The following is an 18,142-nucleotide window of genomic DNA, read 5'->3' as shown; positions in this document are numbered from 1 at the left end:
AAAAGAGCACTTAATTTGGAACTGTGAATTTCATCGAAATGACATGTTTTATCTCCGCAGAAAATGCTAGTTTGGGAAACAAAATGCCAAACTGTATAAAACCTATGAACATAGTTGTGGTTGGAATGGGCTATGTTGGCCTGTCGAACGCGGTTTTACTCGCCCAGCAAAACCATGTAGTAGCGATTGATTTGATGCCCGAGCGCGTCGCGTTAGTTAATGCGCGTAAACCAACGGTCGCCGACAGTCTGATTGAAGAATACCTGCAGCATAAAGCCTTAAATCTCAGTGCCACGACCGACAAAAACGTCGTGAAAGAAGCCGATTTTGTCATCATAGCCACACCTACGGATTACGACCCACAAACCAACTACTTTAATACTCAATCGGTAGAACGGGTCGCGAAGGAAGTACTCACCCTGAATCCCGACACCACCATTGTCATCAAATCGACTGTGCCAGTGGGTTTTACCGAAGGGCTAAGAAACAAACTCAACAGTGACAATATCTTATTTTCGCCGGAGTTTTTGCGTGAAGGTAAGGCGCTTTACGATAACCTCCACCCCTCGCGCATCATAGTAGGTGAACGTTCCGAGCGGGCCCAAGCCTTTGCCAATCTGCTTGCCCGCGCCGCCATTAAACAAGATATTCCGATTTTACTCACAGATAGCACTGAGGCCGAGGCGATTAAGTTGTTTGCCAACACGTTTTTAGCCATGCGCGTCGCCTACTTTAATGAATTGGACACCTATGCGGAGAGCCGAGGGCTCAACACCCGTCAGATTATCGAAGGCGTATGTTTAGATCCGCGCATCGGCGATTACTATAACAACCCGTCCTTCGGTTATGGCGGTTACTGCCTGCCCAAGGACACTAAGCAATTGTTAGCCAACTATAACGATGTGCCTAACAATCTCATCAGCGCCATTGTCGATTCCAACACGACCCGCAAAGACTTTATCGCCAACGCTATTATCAGTAAGCAACCGAAGCGAGTAGGGATCTATCGCTTAATCATGAAATCCGACTCAGACAACTTCCGCGCCTCGGCGGTACAGGGCGTGATGAAACGCATTAAGGCCAAGGGCATCGAAGTCGTAGTCTATGAGCCCGTACTCAAGGAAGACGAGTTTTTTAACTCGAAAGTGATCCGCGATTTACACGAGTTTAAAGCCATGTGCGATGTGATCATTTCTAACCGTATGGCTAATGAACTCGAAGATGTCGCCGCTAAAGTCTACACTCGGGATCTGTTCCATCACGACTAAGCGTCCAAAATATAAAGGTTTACTATGAAATACTTAGTCACAGGCGCCGCCGGATTTATCGGCGCTAAAGTCAGTGAGCGCCTCTGCGCACAGGGCCATGAAGTTGTCGGTATCGATAACCTCAATGACTATTATGATGTCGGCTTAAAACTCGCTCGGTTGGTCCCCCTCGAGGCGTTAAGCAATTTCCGTTTTATCAAACTGGACTTAGCCGACAGAGAAGGCATAGCGGCATTGTTTGCAGAGCAAGATTTTCAACGGGTTATCCATCTCGCCGCGCAGGCTGGGGTGCGCTACTCCCTCGATAATCCCCTCGCCTATGTCGATAGCAATTTAGTCGGGCATCTCACCATTTTAGAGGGCTGTCGCCACCATAAGATTGAGCATCTCGTCTATGCCTCTTCATCCTCTGTGTATGGCTTGAATCAAAAGATGCCATTTTCGACCGAGGACAGCGTCGATCATCCGATATCCCTGTACGCAGCGACCAAGAAAGCCAACGAGTTAATGTCGCACACTTACTCGCATCTCTATCAGTTACCCACCACTGGATTGCGCTTTTTTACCGTGTATGGCCCCTGGGGACGACCCGATATGGCCTTGTTTAAATTCACAAAAGCGATTCTCGCAGGCGATACTATCGATGTGTATAACCATGGCGATCTCAGCCGTGATTTCACCTATATCGACGATATCGTTGAGGGCATTATCAGGGTGCAAGACAAGCCCCCTCACCCAACACCGGACTGGCGTGTTGAAACCGGCACACCCGCCAACAGCAGCGCCCCCTATCGCGTATTCAACATCGGCAATGGCAGCCCAGTGCAATTGCTGGATTTTATTACCGCACTCGAAAGTGCGCTCGGCATTGAGGCTAAAAAACAATTCTTACCCATGCAGCCCGGAGATGTGCATTCCACTTGGGCCGATACCGAAGACCTGTTTAAGGCCGTGGGTTATAAACCACAAGTGGATATCAATACCGGGGTGAGCAGATTTGTCGAGTGGTACCGCGCGTTTTATGCGAAGTAAGCTCTTTGAGAAAACAAAAAGGCCTGTTAATTTGCAGGCCTTTTTATTGGATTAACGCTTAAAAACGGTATTCAAAACTGCTGAAGAAAGTCGCATTAGTATCGTTTTCTTGTACATCAAATTCCGATCTCGATACTGTACCGCCCAGACTCCACATACCCTTCCACACAGGCATACGATAGGAAAGTTCTAGCATCAGCAAGTCTTCCTTTGGTGGCTGTGGCGCCCATGTGGTCGCCACATTAGTGCCGTCTTTATTCAACTTGGCATAACGCAGTAGCGAGGTAAAACCGCGGCTGTTATGGAACTGGCCAACTAAACCCAATACAAAGACTTGAGCATCGCTATCATAGGTCGAACCTAAAGCTCTGCCGTAGTAACGCGCTCCACTCAGGTAGACAGGATCTTCATAGAAGCAGTTAGGCTTGCCATCACACTCGACAAAGGTATCCGAGTATTCCATGAATAGCTTGAACTGCTTACCCGACGTGCCGAAATGGGTATCTATCCCCCAAAGTGAGCCGCAATCGCTGCCGTTTTCACAGCTATGTTCAAGGTACAAACCAACGGGAATATCCTGCCAAGTATCGGCATAACGTAAATCGATGCTCTGGGTTCTATGGCCCGCATCACGACGTTGATCGGCAAGGCAAGAATCCGAACCGTCGATGCATACCGCGTTGCCTGCGACAGAATCCCACCAGGAATCGAAGTCGCAATTCTGCCCTTCGCCACAAAACAGTGTCGACCAAGACAGGCCTATTTCTAACTGCTGAAGGGGTTTGGCGGTAAAGCGCATATCCCATTCCGCCGTTTTAGGCACGGCGCGCTCTTTTTCGGCCATGCTAAAACCTGTCTTGAAAGTCCAAGGACCAATCCAAGATAACCATGGCGTTTCAAAGGCGGCGGCATTATTACGGCTGAGCGACAGTGACTGCATAGGGCGCGCGTTGTTAGAACGATGCAATGCCGAGTCAAATCCCGGGCCCCACCATTGCTCAACCGTACCTAGAGTCGCAATCCAGTTACCCATGATCACCGCGAAGTAAGACTCATCGAGGCGGAAGTTTTTGTTATCTTGCGGGTCGTACGTCTCGGCAACTGTGGTTTTATAGGCCACACGTGAGCCTAAGTATTCGTAGGAGGCTTTAGCCTCACCCTTTTCACGATAGTCGGAGCCATAATGCTGGAAGCGAGCAGGGTCGGTCGCGCCCGAGAGTTTAACCCTAGCATTACCGCGATTATCGACGGCATTTTGATAATAAAAGTTAACTCGGGCAAAGGCTTGCACTAATCGGGGAGACAATAGCTCGGGTTCGACTTTCGCTAAGTCGCCACCAATCCCCGACCACATCAAGGGAAAGGTATTCACAGGCACACGGATCACGCCCGCATCGGCCAGAGCTTGAATATCGGCTCTTAAATAAATGTCCGAGGCATCCACCCAAGGGGCGGCAGCAACGGAAGCAGAAAACAGTAAACCAGATGCAACGCTAGCAGCGAGGATAGTGGGGGTCAAAAAAGCCTTCATAACATCCTTTTCATTATCATCGCGAGGCCTGATGCCTCAAAGGTTTTACGGAAATACTCAGCCTTATCAGGCTTTTGCGAGGTTAAGTTTGGCGGTCAACGCGCTTGCCACCTCAGGGTGTACAAATTGACTCACATCGCCACCATGCAGCGCGACTTCCTTCACTAAGGTGGAAGAAATAAAGGAGTTTTCTTCAGCCGGTGTTAAAAATACGCTCTCAAGATCAGGGCTTAATCTGCGATTCATGTTGGCCAATTGGAATTCATACTCAAAGTCGGAAACCGCACGCAAACCACGCACCAGCACGCTCGCACGCTGTTCCTTGGCAAAATCCACCAGCAAGCCCGAAAAACCAACCACTTCCACATTATCCAAATGGGCTGTGACGCGGTTTACTAACTCAACGCGCTCCTCAAGGGTAAACCTTGGCTGCTTGGATGGATTGGCCGCAATGCCAATAATCACATGCTTAAACAACTTAGCCGCACGCTCTATCAAATCGGCGTGACCATTGGTAATGGGATCGAAGGTCCCAGGATAAATCGCTCTTGTATGCACTTTGCTGACTCGACTCAGATAGATACCCAAAAATCATTGTCGCCAGTCTACTCGTTTTAGCCACTTGAGTGAATCATCCCGATAAAAACCGCTGAAAATCCCGTTAAAAATTGAAATACTGGCAAGAATTCCTCGGATTAAGCCCATGTAAAGGCATGAACTGATATAATGCCGACTCGCTATATATTGGATTAAGTAGGCCGCGGCTTTTCGTCCAACCTCGATGGATTGAAACCACACCACAACCGATTAAGTCCACGTAATCAGAGCACTTATATGAAAAAAATCGCCATTTTTTGCCATAATTTTTTCTCGAACGGCACAGTCAAAATCGCCTTATCCCAGGCAGAAGTGCTGCAGGAAGCCGGGCAAGATGTTCACCTCTTTGTGTTCCATAAAGAGGGGGATTTTATGCCGCCAGAAAATGTGACGATTCATTATCTTTATGAAGCTGGCCAAAAGCCAAGCCTACAGGAGCAAAGACAACGCCTGCAGTCCATGGTGGCCGAAGCGGAACAATCGGGTAAGTTCTCGCTATTCTTAAGCAACTCGACCGACTGCGATGTGGTAGTTTCCGGCTGCGATTTCGATCCCTGCTATTACTTTTGCCACTGCGCCCTTAAGCAAGAACTCTTGATGGAATTAAAGCGTGGTCCAGTGCATTTCTGGCGTCGCTGGAAAAAGGCTAAAGCACTGATTGGCAAAAAGATCATCACGGTTTCCAATGGTATCGCCGCAGAGCTTAGAGCCACTTCTTGGCTGAAGCCGCAAAGCGTTCAGACCATCTATAATCCCTTTAGATTGGAGGAAATCCGCAAGAAGACTCAAGAAGAAATTGCCGAGATCCCAAGCGAGCCTTATATGATCCATGTCGGCCGCGTGACACGGCAAAAACGCCACGACATTTTATTTAAGGCACTTAGGGATATGCCAACGGCCCCTAAGCTTGTCCTGCTGTGCAACCGCCCCAAAAAGGCACGCAAACTCGCTAAGAAATACGGTGTCGAACACAGAATCATCACGCCAGGGTTCCAACACAATCCCTACGCCTGGATTGCCAAAGCCGAGTTGATGTTACTCAGCTCAGATTTTGAAGGCCTACCGACCGTTGTGATTGAGTCTTTAGCCTGTGGTACGCCTGTCGTCAGTACTGACTGCCCACACGGGCCCAATGAAATTCTCACAGGGCATTTAGCACAATATCTCGTCCCCGTTCGCCAACCCGCGCTGTTGGCACAAAAGGCACTGGAGTGTCTGGCCTCACCGCCCGCTTTAGACAATCTAGACATATTAAAGGCCGTAGACAGCCAATATATTGCCGCTCAATATATTAACTTAGCGAAATAAATTTTCACTTTTAATGAGAACGCCATTTCTTATATTGGCGTTCTAATTAATATCGCAACAAATTGATACAGCATGAAACACTATTTAAAATAAAAATTAATATAACAAATGTATCAACAAACCATTAATGTCATCATACTTATTGATTAAGGTGATACAAATTAAAAACATTTAACGAACAATTAATTATATAATACCGCGTCCTGCATTATTAAATCATTATTTAATTGATCGCCAGAATTAAAAACCTCAAAATATTCCGCTTGGAATAAATTTGTCTCACAAACGGATTTAGTGAGTATTTTTGGGGTAGTTATGAGTAAGCTAAAGGTCGCTTTATTAGTCGATGAATATTTTGGTGGTACAGGTACAGTGTACGGTGGATACGGCTTTCTGGCCCGTCATCTGATCGCCAAACACCTACCCAATGAGAACATTGAAGTAGAAGTACTAATAAAAAAAGATTGCAGCAAACAGCGATTAATTCCCCGTCGTTATATGATCGATGGTATCAAAGTGTATCGCCTTGCCGCTAAGTTTATGGATTTTCTTAATATCAGATTCTTAAAAAAGAAAAACTATGATCTTTTTTTATCCATCGAAATGACGACCCATTCCTATCGTATTCTTAAAACAATCCCCAATATCGATAAAAAATTGTTGTTCTGGGTTCAAGATCCACGCCCCGATTATGAATGGGATGAAATTAATACCGTAAAACTTTTTCCTGAGAAAAGTTATTGGGATAGCAATATTTATCAATTTGTTCATGACCTATGGGCTGCGGGTAAAGTCTCGTTTATTTCTCAAGCACGTTTTCTCGATAGAAAAGCGCGAGATCTCTACAACCTCGACGATAAAACCGAGATCAAATACTTACCTAACCCTATCGAGATTGATCACAGCTTCGATGTCGAAACCCATCCGAAGAAAAATCACATTATCTTCCTCGGCCGTATCGAGTCGGTTAAGCGTGGCTGGTTATTCTGTGAGATTGCCAAACTGATGCCAGAATATGAATTTTTCATGCTTGGTCAATCCTTTAGACAGTCGAAGAAAAACCAATCCATCATGAATAACTACCTCGATATCCCCAACTTACACTTTGTGGGGCATGTTGAGGGCGAGAAAAAGGCACAGTTGATTAAGGACGCTAAGATTTTAGTGAATACCTCAATCCACGAGGCACTACCGATTTCGTTTTTAGAAGCCTTATCCTACGGAACGCTGCTCGTGAGCTGTCGTGATCCCGATGAACTCACCAGCCAATTTGGGGTATTTACCGGCACTGTATTGGGGGATGGTTTCGATAAAGTCCCACTCTTTGTCGATGGTATCCGCCATTTGATGGAAAACGAGCCACTCCGCCAAGAACTGGCGCTAAAGGCGGTGAACTACATCAAAGCGACTCACAGCATTGAAGATTTTCAGAAAAATATGCAAGAAATTATCTTTAAGCTGGTTGAAGAGACTAAAACGCAAAGCTAAGAATAAGGCCGACACTATGTCGGCCTTATTCTTTCTTAAAACAGCTTCCAATAGCCTAACTTGCGGCGCATTTTAAAGTGTCGCAGTAGGTTCAATGGCTTAGGTTTCAGCCAAGCGGTTCCCTTATCAATCAGAGCATCGGTTGCCGCGAGCACACGCTGGCTAGACTGACCATCTCCCGTGGGGTGGATTTGATTGCAATAATCATGGATATGCGCCATCAAATCATCGGGGCAGCTAAGCGCTCTCGTAAGTGCAGGTTCAATCTCTTCGACTCGGTTAATATCGATTAAATGAGCCTTCGGTGACTGATTTTTAAAGGTTACCACTGGCTTACGCTGCATTAAAAACATCAATAAAATCGAAGAAGTATCGCAGAGCATCACATCACCTGCCTGCAAAAGCGGGATCACGTTGTCGGTTTCCACAAACTGGAGATTCTCATTTTCGAGAGTCTTGTATTGCTCAACAATACTTGGCTTCATCTTAGGATGGAACTGTACCAACCAGCGCCACTGGCTCTTTTGCGACAGGGCTTTAATCTGCTCGAATACCTCTGGCGCACAGGTCAGACTGGGGGAGAATGTCGAGCAAAACAGCACTACTGGCCGTGGATCATCGGGCTTAATGTAAGGATTATCTTTATTTTCAATAAATAAGGGATCGAGCGCTGGCCAGCCCGTTTCGGCCACAGTAAAGGTGCCGATTTTTTTCTCTAGCTCAAGGAAAGGTAACGTCGTCGCCGGCCCTTGGGTGCAATACAAGTCAAAGCAATCGCGGATTTCGAAGTGATCTTCTCGCCCCTTATGATTCATTTTGCCCGCATTAAAACCGTGGAACACCCCCACTTTAACCCCAGGGATAAAGCTTGGCACTACGTTACCCGGCACGAACACGGCATCGGGTTTCCATGCCTTAACGGCATCAATATCGGGTAAGCGTTTTTCATCCGCTTTAAGGAATTTGGGGTCGACCTCACGGCCTTCGAGGAACCAACACGCCTCATCGCCACGCGCCAGAATCACTTGCTGCAGCGGCCTTAGCATCGCATAGGAATAGTTCTGTGCGATGTAGAACAAATAACGTCTTTTATTTGATTTACGCGCTTCCACCGCTTTCTCCTCGGGTAAATTATTTCGCGAGCGCGAGATATTGTTCGGCAATCGCAGTCGCATCCACCTTAGCTAAAATCTCAACATTGTCGAGGGATGGCGGCTGCGCGACCACGGCGTCAATCATCTTCGCCAAGGCCGCAGGATTGCGACGGGGCACAAGATAGGGAGCCAAATTTCCGGTCAAAATCTCATTAGGCCCGTGTGGGCAATCGGTACTGACCACTGGCGTGCCGCAGGCTAAGGATTCGATTAATACCGTCGGCAATCCTTCGAAATCGGAACTCAGCACCAGTGCTTTCGCACCTTTGATCCATGGAAAAGGATTACTCTGGAATCCAGGAATGATTAAGCGCTTCTCGATGCCGAATTTCTTCGCCGCTTTAATCGCCTTCTTGTGGTTATGGCATAACAGCACCACAGGTAACTGATTTTGGGTCTGTTTAAGGGCCTCAAACAACACATCGTGGCGCTTCTGTTTAGCAAAACGTCCTACGTGGATCAGATAGTCACCCTGAGGGATTTGCGGATTCTCTTGCTGTGACTGAGCAACAATCTCATTAAATTCAAATGGATTGTAGATAGTTCGCATGGATGCTGGCTGCAAACGTCCCTTAGCTTGAATCTCTTTAGCTATGCCGTTGGACACAGTGATCAAATGCTGACCATTGAGCGCTTTTTTCGCCCGCAGTTTCTTATAGTAGGCGAAGGGGCCTAACTTAAACTGACGACTCAATTCTTCTTCAACCGATGAGTGCACAATCACATAGAGTGGTGTCACCCCGGTTTTGGTCATCATCAAATTGGTCTTATCAAGATTAGATAAAAACAGATCGAACTTACCGACTCGGGACTCAATCTCGGCAATCTTTGCCCGTAACTTATCGACCGATGCCCCTAGGCGCCCGAAGTGATCATAATCTTTATCTTTGTCGGCAAAACATTGATGAACAGGTAAATTGTCAGGCGTTTCGTAATAACGATTATCTTCCATGACCAAAAAATGCGGCTCATGCCCTAGGCTAATAAACTGCTTTGCCAAGGTAATCATGACCTTCTCGGCTCCACCACCCGCTAAACTGTCGATGGCTATGGCTATCCGCATGATTTTTCTCCTAAACGATAATCTAAAACTCAGGGTGACAGGCTAACAGTGGTTAACTGTGTGTCTGCTGAATAACCTGATCAAATGTCTCTATCACGGCTTCGACACTAATTAGCGCCATAAGGTGCTCGCCCTTGGCACGGGTGCCCCATTTCACCTCACCGCTTTGCTGTGAGGCGATGGCCTCCTGATAGGCGCTCACCACATATTGCTGCGATAAATAAGGCCCGGTGCGACCTGGGTTGGAATGGGCATATAAACCTATGACAGGCGTCCCTTGCGTGACCGCCATGTGTGCAGGGCCAGTATCGGGCGCTAGCACTAGGCTGGCGCGTTTCAGCAGAGCCAGCAATTGAGTCAAACTGGTTTTGCCGACTAAGTTATCGAGTTTGGCAGAGCATGCATTGGCAATATCGTCCGCCAATGTCTTTTCAAGTGCTGTTGGGCCACCGCAGAGAATGACTCGATAGCCCTTATTTACCGCATGTTGCGCTACTGCTGCATAACGCTCGGGCAGCCAATTACGCTCTGCTTTGCTGGCGGCCGCACAAATCACTAATACCTTTTCGCCATCGGCAATCTGGCGCTGGGCAAATTCAGTATCCGCTTGAGGGACTGGAATATTCCAACTCGGGGTGATATCGCTAACGCCTATCGCCTTGGCGAACCCCATAAAGCCGTCCAGCACATGGGGCTGAGCTAAAGGTTCGACTCTATGATTGGTGACCAGCCATTGACCTTCTTTGGCGCGGGCACGGTCGAATCCGACCCGAACCTTTGCCGAAATCGCGAGAGAGGCTAAGGTCGCACGTAGCGCCACTTGCATGTGCAACAAGACATCGAAGCGGCGGCCTTTCAAGGCTTTATGCAAATTGAAATAACTGCGCCAGCCCTGGGATTTATCGAAAATCACAAACTCAATACCGGGCAAGTGCTTTAATAGTTGGTATTCGAGCTTGCCAATCACCCAAGTGATTTTGAGCTGGGGATATTGGCGTTGAATCGCCTGCACCATAGCCACGGCATGACAGACGTCACCGATAGCCGATAGCCTAAGCAGGCAGAGAGAATTCATGGTGTTGGGATTTAAACTCAAGCGAATAGCTCTTAAGGTTATTTGGCGCAAGCTAAGGATCTTAATGTAGAATGGCCGCAGGTGCCACGCTTAAGTCAACAAATCTCCCATGAACGCACAAATCAAAATCATAAATACCGCCGATGGCTATATGGCACTTTGCCAAGATACGCCTGAAGACATCACTCCGGCTTGGTTTTCGGTGGATTTCTGGCGAGAAAAAGCCGCGGTAGTGGGATCATCCAAGGGACGTTACACCACTTGGTTTGTGGCCTTTAGCGAGCGCCATTGGGTATTGCGACATTACTGGCGCGGTGGCCTGATGGAGAAATTCAGTAAGGATGCCTACTTCTATACTGGGCTTGAAAACACCCGCGCCATGGGGGAGTTAAGGCTGCTCGACCTGCTCTACCGCGAGCAATTTGCGGTGCCTAAGCCTATTGCCGCCAATATTGTGCGCGATGGCTTGTTCTACCGTGCCGACATTATTATCGAGCGGGTCGATGGTGCCGCAGACTTGGTCGCTAAGTTAACCAAAGGCGCTATGACTCCAGAGCAGTGGCAAGCTCTCGGCGCGACCATTGCCCAATTTCATCGTCGCGGCGTTTACCATGCCGACTTAAACGCGAAGAATATTTTATGGCAACCACAGCAAGCGAATGAGGCACAAGAACGTTTCTATCTGATTGATTTTGATAGGGGTGAAATCAAAACGCCCAATGCTCAATGGCAAAAGGCGAACCTTGATAGGCTGCTACGCTCCTTCAACAAAGAGCAAGGTAAACAGCCTACGCTCGCCTTTACGCCCGCCGACTGGGCGGCGCTGCTCGCGGGCTATCACTCAGTGATCCCCAAAGCCTAGTCACCTGAATAGCGTTAGGCTGTTTGGCGCGCGAGTAACGATTCGGCGAGAGCAAACTGACGCTGCAAGGCACCACGATTCGCCTCTACCACGGCAAGGCCTGCCTCAGCGGCTTGTTGGCGTAATTCAGGCTGCTCAAAATACTGAATTAAATTATCCCCCAACTCTTGCCCTGAACTCACAATCCGCAGGCCACCCGCGTCTGCCAACATTTGGGTAATTTGGGCAAAGTCCCAATGATTTGGCCCAACCATCACAGGCACGCCCATGGCCACGGGTTCTAAGGGATTATGGCCACCATTTTCAATTAAGGTCCCGCCCACAAAGGCTTGATCGGCAGCGCCATAGAAGGTTAACAACTCACCCATGGTATCGCCCACCAGCACCTGCGTTGTGGCGGTTATCGCTTGAGCATCACTGCGGCGTACAAATTCAAAACCTTGGTTGGCGACGACGTCGGCCACCGCCGCAAACTGCTCGGGATGACGCGGCGCAATCACCAATAACGCCTCTGGCCACTTGGCGAGCAGTTGCTTATGGGCGCTCAGCATGGCATCAAACTCCCCGGGGTGAACACTCCCCGCTACCCACACGGGCGCAGTCTCTTTCCCCCAAGTCAGTCTTAGATCTCGCGCAAGGGTTAATCGTTCAGGGGTGATAGTTAAATCAAACTTCAAACTGCCGCAGACTGTGACTTTATCAGCAGGCACGCCAAGGTCGATAAACCGCTGCGCCTCGGCTTGGGTCTGCACCGCAACCACATCTAAACGTTGCAACATGGGGCGACTCAAGTGTGGACGCTTGGCATATTGCGCCGCCGATTTGGCCGACAACCTGGCATTAGCGAGCATCAAGCGCACGCCGCGCTTAGCCGCCAGCGCCACGAGATTCGGCCACAGCTCAGTCTCCATAATAATGCACCATTTGGGGGATAACTGACGCAGAAAGCGGTTCACGCACCAGGGCAAATCGAAGGGCAAATAGCAATGCTGTACTTGATCACCAAAGGCTTTACGCACCTCAGCAGAACCTGTCGGGCTTGAGGTTGTAACCGTAATACTTAGCTCTGGGTGCGATTGCATAATCAAACGGATCAAGGGAATGGCCGCCAATGTTTCGCCCATGGAAACCGAGTGGATCAGCAAATCCGTATGCGCCAGTCGCGTTAATCCGAAGCGTTCGCCCCAGCGGCCACGGTAATCAGGGCTTTTAACGGCACGAAACGCCAAATAGACAATGAGCAGAGGGGATAATAGATAAAGCAGCACACTGTAAAAAAATCGATTCATAAAAATCGTGCTTATGAGTTTTTGCCTGATGAATAGCGGCAATGTTAGCATAATATCCCCAAGCGACCTCAAGATACGAGTTTCAGCCTCTTGAGATTGTTTGGGCATATCAATCGTATTGAATTGTTGTTCATTGGGATAAATCCATACGATTTTAAATTAGGGATAATTTACCAGCAGTGTAGCGGTCGTTGGTTAGCCTTCTTTAATCAATTTGTAGCGTTCACTAGCCACTTGGAAAATATATGAAAACCCGCGACAAAATCATCTATGCCAGCCTTGAGCTATTCAATGAGCACGGCGAACGAAATATCACCACCAATCATATTGCCGCTCACCTGAATATGAGTCCCGGGAATCTTTATTATCACTTCCGTAATAAGGAAGACATTATTCGATCTATCTTCAGTCTCTACGAGGCGCACCTCGAATCGGGATTCCAGCCCTATGAAGGCGAGCAAGTCAATGTGGAACAATTGATCGGCTATTTCGATGCGATGTTTTATACCCTGTGGCAATTCCGTTTTATGTACGCCAATCTGGCCGATATTCTCGCCCGCGATGAAGAATTAAAAAGCCGTTATCTGCAGGCGCAGCAGCAAGTATTAACGCGCTCGAGCCACGTGCTGGATAAACTCAAGCAAGATGGTTTTTTAAATATCGACAATGACAAAATCACCCAACTTGCCGACACCATTAAGATGATTGTGAGTTTCTGGATTGGTTATCAACTCACTCAGTCCAGCACTTCGACCATCACTAAAGGCATTTTGTACGAAGGTGTACTGCGGGTATTGATGATTTTTAAGGCCTACGCCACACCAACCTCTCAAGCAACTTTTAGCAGTTTAGAGCAACACTACCACGAGCTAGCGACCCAAGATTCGCTCTAATCGTCCCGCGCCGTCGCATTTAGCACTAAACTCAACAGGTTAAAGGTGCTAAATGCGGACTCAATTTATGCCCTCTGCGGTGATGCAACCCTAAAGCCGACCATGTTGCACATTAGTTTTTATAATGTAACAACCCCTTTAGCCCTAAACTAATTTATCTAGCTAACCTGCATGAAAAAAAGGCTGTGGGCCGATAGGGTTTAGCGTTAGAATGCCGCAACTCCCAGAATCAGAATAAAGTTAACTAAGGAGATATCAGGTGGCCTCTACCTCATTCTACGCACAGATTAATCAACAGCTTGCCGATGTTAAAGCCGAAGGTTTATATAAAAGCGAGCGTGTTATTGCCTCACCGCAACAGACTGCCATTCAAGTTAATCACCAAGAAGTTGTTAACTTTTGCGCCAACAACTACTTAGGCCTAGCCAACCACCCAGAACTGATCAAAGCCGCACAGCAAGGCTTAGACAGCCACGGCTTCGGTATGGCGTCGGTCCGTTTTATTTGTGGCACCCAAGACATCCACAAGCAACTCGAAGCCAGCCTGAGTGAGTTCCTCGGCATGGAAGACACGATTCTGTATTCTTCTTGCTTCGACGCTAACGCAGGTCTGTTTGAAACCCTGTTAGATGCCGAAGATGCCATTATCTCCGACGCCTTAAACCATGCCTCTATCATCGATGGCGTGCGTTTATGTAAGGCTAAACGTTTCCGTTACGCCAACAACGATATGGCGGATTTAGAGACGCAATTAATCGCCGCAAAAGCAGCTGGCGCGCGCAATATTCTGATCGCCACCGACGGCGTATTCTCAATGGATGGCGTCATCGCCAACCTGCAGGGCGTGTGTGATTTAGCCGATAAATACGGCGCATTAGTCATGGTTGACGACTCACATGCCGTGGGCTTTGTCGGCCTAAACGGCCGTGGTTCACACGAACACTGTGGCGTGATGGGCCGTGTCGATATTATCACCGGCACCCTAGGCAAGGCCTTAGGTGGCGCATCGGGCGGTTTCACTTCAGGCAAAAAAGAAGTCATCGACTGGTTACGTCAACGCTCTCGCCCTTACCTATTCTCTAACTCATTGGCGCCTTCAATTGTAACTGCCTCTATCCATGTATTAGAGATGCTCAAATCGGGCCAAGCACTGCGTGAAGCGGTATGGGAAAACAGCCGTTACTTCCGCGAAAAAATGTCAGCGGCAGGCTTTACCTTAGGCGGTGCAGACCACGCGATTATCCCTGTGATGATTGGCGATGCCAAACTGGCGAGCGATTTCGCTAACCGTTTATTAGCAGAACATATTTACGTTATCGGCTTCTCATTCCCTGTGGTGCCTAAGGGACAAGCCCGTATTCGTACTCAAATGTCGGCGGCCCACACCCGTGAGCAACTCGACAAAGCGATTGAAGCCTTTACCCGTATCGCTAAAGAAATGGCGATTATTTAGGACCCTACAAAATGAAAGCACTAAGCAAGTTAAAAGCCGAAAAAGGCATTTGGTTAGTCGATGCGCCTAAGCCTGAAATGGGCCACAACGATCTGCTGATCAAGATTAAAAAAACCGCCATTTGTGGCACCGACATGCACATCTACAACTGGGACGAATGGTCACAAAAAACCATTCCTGTGCCTATGGTGGTAGGTCACGAGTACGTGGGTGAAGTGGTTGATATCGGTCAAGAAGTACGTGGTTTTAAAATTGGTGACCGCGTTTCTGGTGAAGGCCATATCACCTGCGGCCATTGCCGTAACTGCCGCGCTGGTCGCACCCATTTATGCCGTAACACCTCCGGTGTGGGTGTAAACCGTGAAGGTTCATTTGCCGAATACTTAGTGATCCCAGCCTTTAACGCCTTCAAAATTCCCGATGATATCAGCGATGATTTAGCCTCTATCTTCGACCCATTCGGTAACGCAGTGCACACTGCGCTGTCATTCGACTTAGTGGGCGAAGACGTGTTAATCACTGGCGCAGGCCCTATCGGTATTATGGCTGCGGCCGTGTGTCGCCACGTTGGTGCTCGCCATGTGGTCATTACCGACGTTAACGAATACCGCTTAGAGCTGGCGCGTAAAATGGGCGCCACTCGCGCCGTTAACGTGGCTCAGGAAAGTCTGAAAGACGTGATGAAAGAACTCGGCATGACCGAAGGCTTCGACGTGGGTCTGGAAATGTCAGGCGTACCTTCGGCCTTCCACGCCATGTTAGATACCATGAACCACGGTGGCAAAATCGCGATGCTCGGTATTCCGGGTGGCGAAATGGCGATTGATTGGAGCAAAGTGATCTTCAAGGGTCTGGTCATCAAAGGCATTTACGGCCGTGAAATGTTCGAAACCTGGTACAAGATGGCAAGCTTGATCCAATCTGGCTTAGATATTTCGCCTATCATCACGCACCACTACAAGATTGATGATTTCCAAAAAGGCTTCGACGCTATGGGCTCGGGCCAATCCGGTAAAGTCATCCTCAGCTGGGATTAATTCTCTTAGCTATGCCAATCATGGGGCTGTACACATGCAGCCCCATGTTGCACACTTATCCCATCGCTTATCCCTTTTCTGTTATTTCAGGTTTTATTATGTCTTCCTTTAAACACCTCAGCGTGAATCAATTAGTGCAAATGACCGAGTCAAGGTCAGTGCAAATCGTCGATATCCGCGATGGTCACAGCTTTAACAACGGCCACATTGATGGCGCATTTAATTTGAATAACGAGAATCTGGCGCACTTTATTGGTCAAGCGGATATGGACAGTCCTTTAGTGGTGGTTTGCTACCATGGCATCAGCAGCCAAAATGCTGCGCAATACCTGTGTGAGCAAGGCTTCGATGATGTCTATAGCCTAGATGGTGGCTTTAGCGCTTGGCATGAGGCCAATGCATGATAGAGATTGGCAGACTCCCCAACAGCAGAGCCGCGCAGGCCTTTGTCGATTACCTCAAAGGTGAACAGATAGACTGCCAAATTCAGCCATTGCCACAGGGAGTCGCTATTCTGGTTATCCGCGATCAAGATGCCGAGCAAGCCCGTAAAGAGTTCGCCCATTTTATCGCTCATCCTTACGATAACAAATACTTACAAGCCTCATGGGAGCATGGTGATACTCATACTAAGCTCGACTATGGCGCCCCTTCTTTACAGCTTTTTGCGCAATTTATCACAGGTGCTGGCCCAGTCACTCTTATCATCTTCGGCCTCTGTGTACTGATTTATGCCGCGATGAATTTAGGCTTCGGCGGCCCGGTCTATGAAACTCTCTCCTATTTCGGCGCGGTGCCTGACACCAGTTTCAGTCAATTCTGGCGTGTGTTTACCCCGAGCCTGATGCATTTTTCGGCCATGCATATCATCTTCAACTTACTCTGGTGGTGGTATTTGGGTGGCAAAATCGAGACTCGCATAGGCACAGCCCCGCTGTTAATCCTGCTACTGGTCGCAGGTACTTTACCCAATGTCGTCCAATACTATGTTAGCGGCCCCAACTTTGGCGGGCTGTCGGGCGTAGTATATGCCGTCGCCGGTTACACTTGGGTCATGGGGATCCGCAAACCCGCAGCAGGAATCGGTTTACCGCCCTCCTACATGGGATTTATGTTGATTTGGCTCGTGTTAGGCTTTACGGATTTCTTAGGCGTGTCAGTAGCGAATGGCGCCCATATTGGCGGATTACTGATAGGTCTAGCCCAAGGCTGGTTCGATAGTCGCAGTAAAGTCACTCGCTAACTCACCGCGATTGCTTCCACGCTCGATTAAAAAGCAGGGTAAGCCCAAAGATTTACCCTGCTGCATTTAGGTGCCGTTATTTGGCCAGCTCTAACACTTTGGCGACCAGTTTCTCGATACCAGAGTGCGCCTCGGCAATGTTCCCCGCCAGCATATAAGCGGGCGTGCTGACAATCTTATTCGCCTCATCCACCACGATATCATGCACAGTCGCCGCCTGATGATGGCCGCCCATCAGATTAAAGGCTGCTACTGTATCCACATCATTACCGATAGTGCCCTTAGCACCGTGTCCATATAAGCGCGGGATCATCATAGGCGCGATACAAATAAAGCCGACGGGCTTTTTCGCCAGAATAAATTCATTAATAAAATCAGTCACGAGTGGATTCACTTCACACTCACTGCCATTAGTAGCGAAGTTACACAGATTTTTCGCCGCCCCAAACCCGCCAGGGATAACCAGAGCATCGAAATCGGTAATATCGAGTTCGGTGGTTGCTTTTACTTCGCCACGGGCGATGCGTGCCGATTCAACCAGCACATTGCGTGTCGCCGTCTTGTCTACTTCACCCGTGAAGTGATTAACCACATGCATCTGATTGATATCAGGAGCAAAACATTGATACTGAGCCCCCGCTTTCGACAGAGATAATAACGTTAAAACCGATTCATGGATCTCTGTTCCATCGAAAACACCGCACCCACTGAGCAATACTGCGATTTTTTTCATTATAAATATCCTTCTTATGTCATTTGGTTTTAACAAACTGTAAACAAAATGGTTGATCTGCTTAAAAATCGTGCTAACTTAGTTCGTCGAATCTAAGGGTCGGTGAAATTTAAGCC

At 48.3% G+C, this 18,142-nt stretch carries 17 protein-coding genes; 10 read left to right on the top strand and 7 right to left on the bottom strand.

What is annotated here, in order from left to right:
• Positions 1-104: 104 nt before the first annotated feature.
• Both B5P39_RS20410 and B5P39_RS20405 read left to right on the top strand, forming a co-directional pair.
• Positions 105-1,268 (top strand): nucleotide sugar dehydrogenase, encoded by a 1,164-nt coding sequence (locus tag B5P39_RS20410; RefSeq protein ID WP_088212770.1) that lies wholly within the window; start codon positions 105-107, stop codon positions 1,266-1,268.
• A 24-nt stretch (positions 1,269-1,292) separates the two neighbouring features.
• Positions 1,293-2,300: an NAD-dependent epimerase gene (locus tag B5P39_RS20405; protein ID WP_088212769.1), complete on the top strand. Its 1,008-nt coding sequence runs from the start codon at positions 1,293-1,295 to the stop codon at positions 2,298-2,300.
• 58 nt (positions 2,301-2,358) lie between these two features.
• Here the strand turns inward: B5P39_RS20405 and B5P39_RS20400 are convergent, their stop codons facing one another.
• Positions 2,359-3,831 (bottom strand): capsule assembly Wzi family protein, encoded by a 1,473-nt coding sequence (locus tag B5P39_RS20400; RefSeq protein WP_088212768.1) that lies wholly within the window; start codon positions 3,829-3,831, stop codon positions 2,359-2,361.
• 66 nt (positions 3,832-3,897) lie between these two features.
• Entirely contained in the window at positions 3,898-4,389 is a 492-nt protein-coding gene (gene coaD, locus B5P39_RS20395) for a pantetheine-phosphate adenylyltransferase (protein ID WP_011718800.1), read from the bottom strand.
• A 276-nt stretch (positions 4,390-4,665) separates the two neighbouring features.
• Here coaD and B5P39_RS20390 point away from each other — a divergent pair, with 276 nt between their 5' ends.
• Both B5P39_RS20390 and B5P39_RS20385 read left to right on the top strand, forming a co-directional pair.
• On the top strand, positions 4,666-5,736 hold the full coding sequence (locus B5P39_RS20390; protein ID WP_088212767.1) for a glycosyltransferase: 1,071 nt from the start codon (positions 4,666-4,668) through the stop codon (positions 5,734-5,736).
• A gap of 315 nt (positions 5,737-6,051) precedes the next feature.
• A complete protein-coding gene (locus tag B5P39_RS20385; protein ID WP_088212766.1) occupies positions 6,052-7,224 on the top strand; it encodes a glycosyltransferase family 4 protein in 1,173 nt (390 codons plus the stop codon).
• A 35-nt stretch (positions 7,225-7,259) separates the two neighbouring features.
• Here the strand turns inward: B5P39_RS20385 and B5P39_RS20380 are convergent, their stop codons facing one another.
• From B5P39_RS20380 to B5P39_RS20370, 3 genes are read right to left on the bottom strand one after another with little or no spacing between them, the layout of a single operon-like run.
• Positions 7,260-8,336: a CDP-glycerol glycerophosphotransferase family protein gene (locus B5P39_RS20380; protein WP_088212765.1), complete on the bottom strand. Its 1,077-nt coding sequence runs from the start codon at positions 8,334-8,336 to the stop codon at positions 7,260-7,262.
• Between the two features lie 19 nt (positions 8,337-8,355).
• Complete coding sequence (locus B5P39_RS20375; protein WP_088212764.1) at positions 8,356-9,441, bottom strand: glycosyltransferase; 1,086 nt, start codon at positions 9,439-9,441, stop codon at positions 8,356-8,358.
• A gap of 52 nt (positions 9,442-9,493) precedes the next feature.
• Complete coding sequence (locus B5P39_RS20370; protein WP_088212763.1) at positions 9,494-10,537, bottom strand: glycosyltransferase family 9 protein; 1,044 nt, start codon at positions 10,535-10,537, stop codon at positions 9,494-9,496.
• Between the two features lie 88 nt (positions 10,538-10,625).
• Here B5P39_RS20370 and B5P39_RS20365 point away from each other — a divergent pair, with 88 nt between their 5' ends.
• The gene (locus tag B5P39_RS20365) at positions 10,626-11,378 is read left to right on the top strand and encodes a 3-deoxy-D-manno-octulosonic acid kinase (RefSeq protein WP_088212762.1); all 753 of its coding nucleotides are present in this window, start codon (positions 10,626-10,628) and stop codon (positions 11,376-11,378) included.
• A gap of 14 nt (positions 11,379-11,392) precedes the next feature.
• Here the strand turns inward: B5P39_RS20365 and waaA are convergent, their stop codons facing one another.
• Complete coding sequence (gene waaA, locus B5P39_RS20360) at positions 11,393-12,667, bottom strand: lipid IV(A) 3-deoxy-D-manno-octulosonic acid transferase (protein ID WP_088212819.1); 1,275 nt, start codon at positions 12,665-12,667, stop codon at positions 11,393-11,395.
• Between the two features lie 245 nt (positions 12,668-12,912).
• Here waaA and B5P39_RS20355 point away from each other — a divergent pair, with 245 nt between their 5' ends.
• The 5 genes from B5P39_RS20355 to glpG all read left to right on the top strand — a co-directional run bounded on the left by B5P39_RS20355 (position 12,913) and on the right by glpG (position 17,293).
• A complete protein-coding gene (locus B5P39_RS20355) occupies positions 12,913-13,560 on the top strand; it encodes a TetR/AcrR family transcriptional regulator (RefSeq protein ID WP_088212761.1) in 648 nt (215 codons plus the stop codon).
• A gap of 259 nt (positions 13,561-13,819) precedes the next feature.
• Entirely contained in the window at positions 13,820-15,013 is a 1,194-nt protein-coding gene (locus B5P39_RS20350) for a glycine C-acetyltransferase (protein ID WP_011624621.1), read from the top strand.
• Positions 15,014-15,024: 11 nt separating this feature from the next.
• Entirely contained in the window at positions 15,025-16,050 is a 1,026-nt protein-coding gene (gene tdh / locus B5P39_RS20345; RefSeq protein WP_011624622.1) for an L-threonine 3-dehydrogenase, read from the top strand.
• Positions 16,051-16,148: 98 nt separating this feature from the next.
• On the top strand, positions 16,149-16,454 hold the full coding sequence (gene glpE, locus B5P39_RS20340; RefSeq protein WP_088212818.1) for a thiosulfate sulfurtransferase GlpE: 306 nt from the start codon (positions 16,149-16,151) through the stop codon (positions 16,452-16,454).
• Complete coding sequence (glpG, locus tag B5P39_RS20335) at positions 16,451-17,293, top strand: rhomboid family intramembrane serine protease GlpG (RefSeq protein WP_088212760.1); 843 nt, start codon at positions 16,451-16,453, stop codon at positions 17,291-17,293. The genes glpE and glpG overlap by 4 nt, the downstream gene beginning before the upstream one ends.
• Before the next feature lie 76 nt (positions 17,294-17,369).
• On the opposite strand, the gene elbB is transcribed toward glpG, so the two are convergent.
• Positions 17,370-18,026 carry an isoprenoid biosynthesis glyoxalase ElbB gene (gene elbB / locus B5P39_RS20330; RefSeq protein ID WP_011718815.1) on the bottom strand — a complete coding sequence of 219 codons (657 nt, stop codon included), beginning with the start codon at positions 18,024-18,026 and terminating at the stop codon, positions 17,370-17,372.
• Positions 18,027-18,142: the final 116 nt, after the last annotated feature.

It is taken from the genome of Shewanella sp. Shew256 (assembly GCF_002196695.1).
Taxonomy (GTDB): Bacteria; Pseudomonadota; Gammaproteobacteria; order Enterobacterales; family Shewanellaceae; genus Shewanella; species Shewanella mangrovisoli.
The sequence above is the reverse complement of the archived record's forward strand: the minus strand, read 5'-3'. Positions and strand labels throughout refer to the sequence as shown.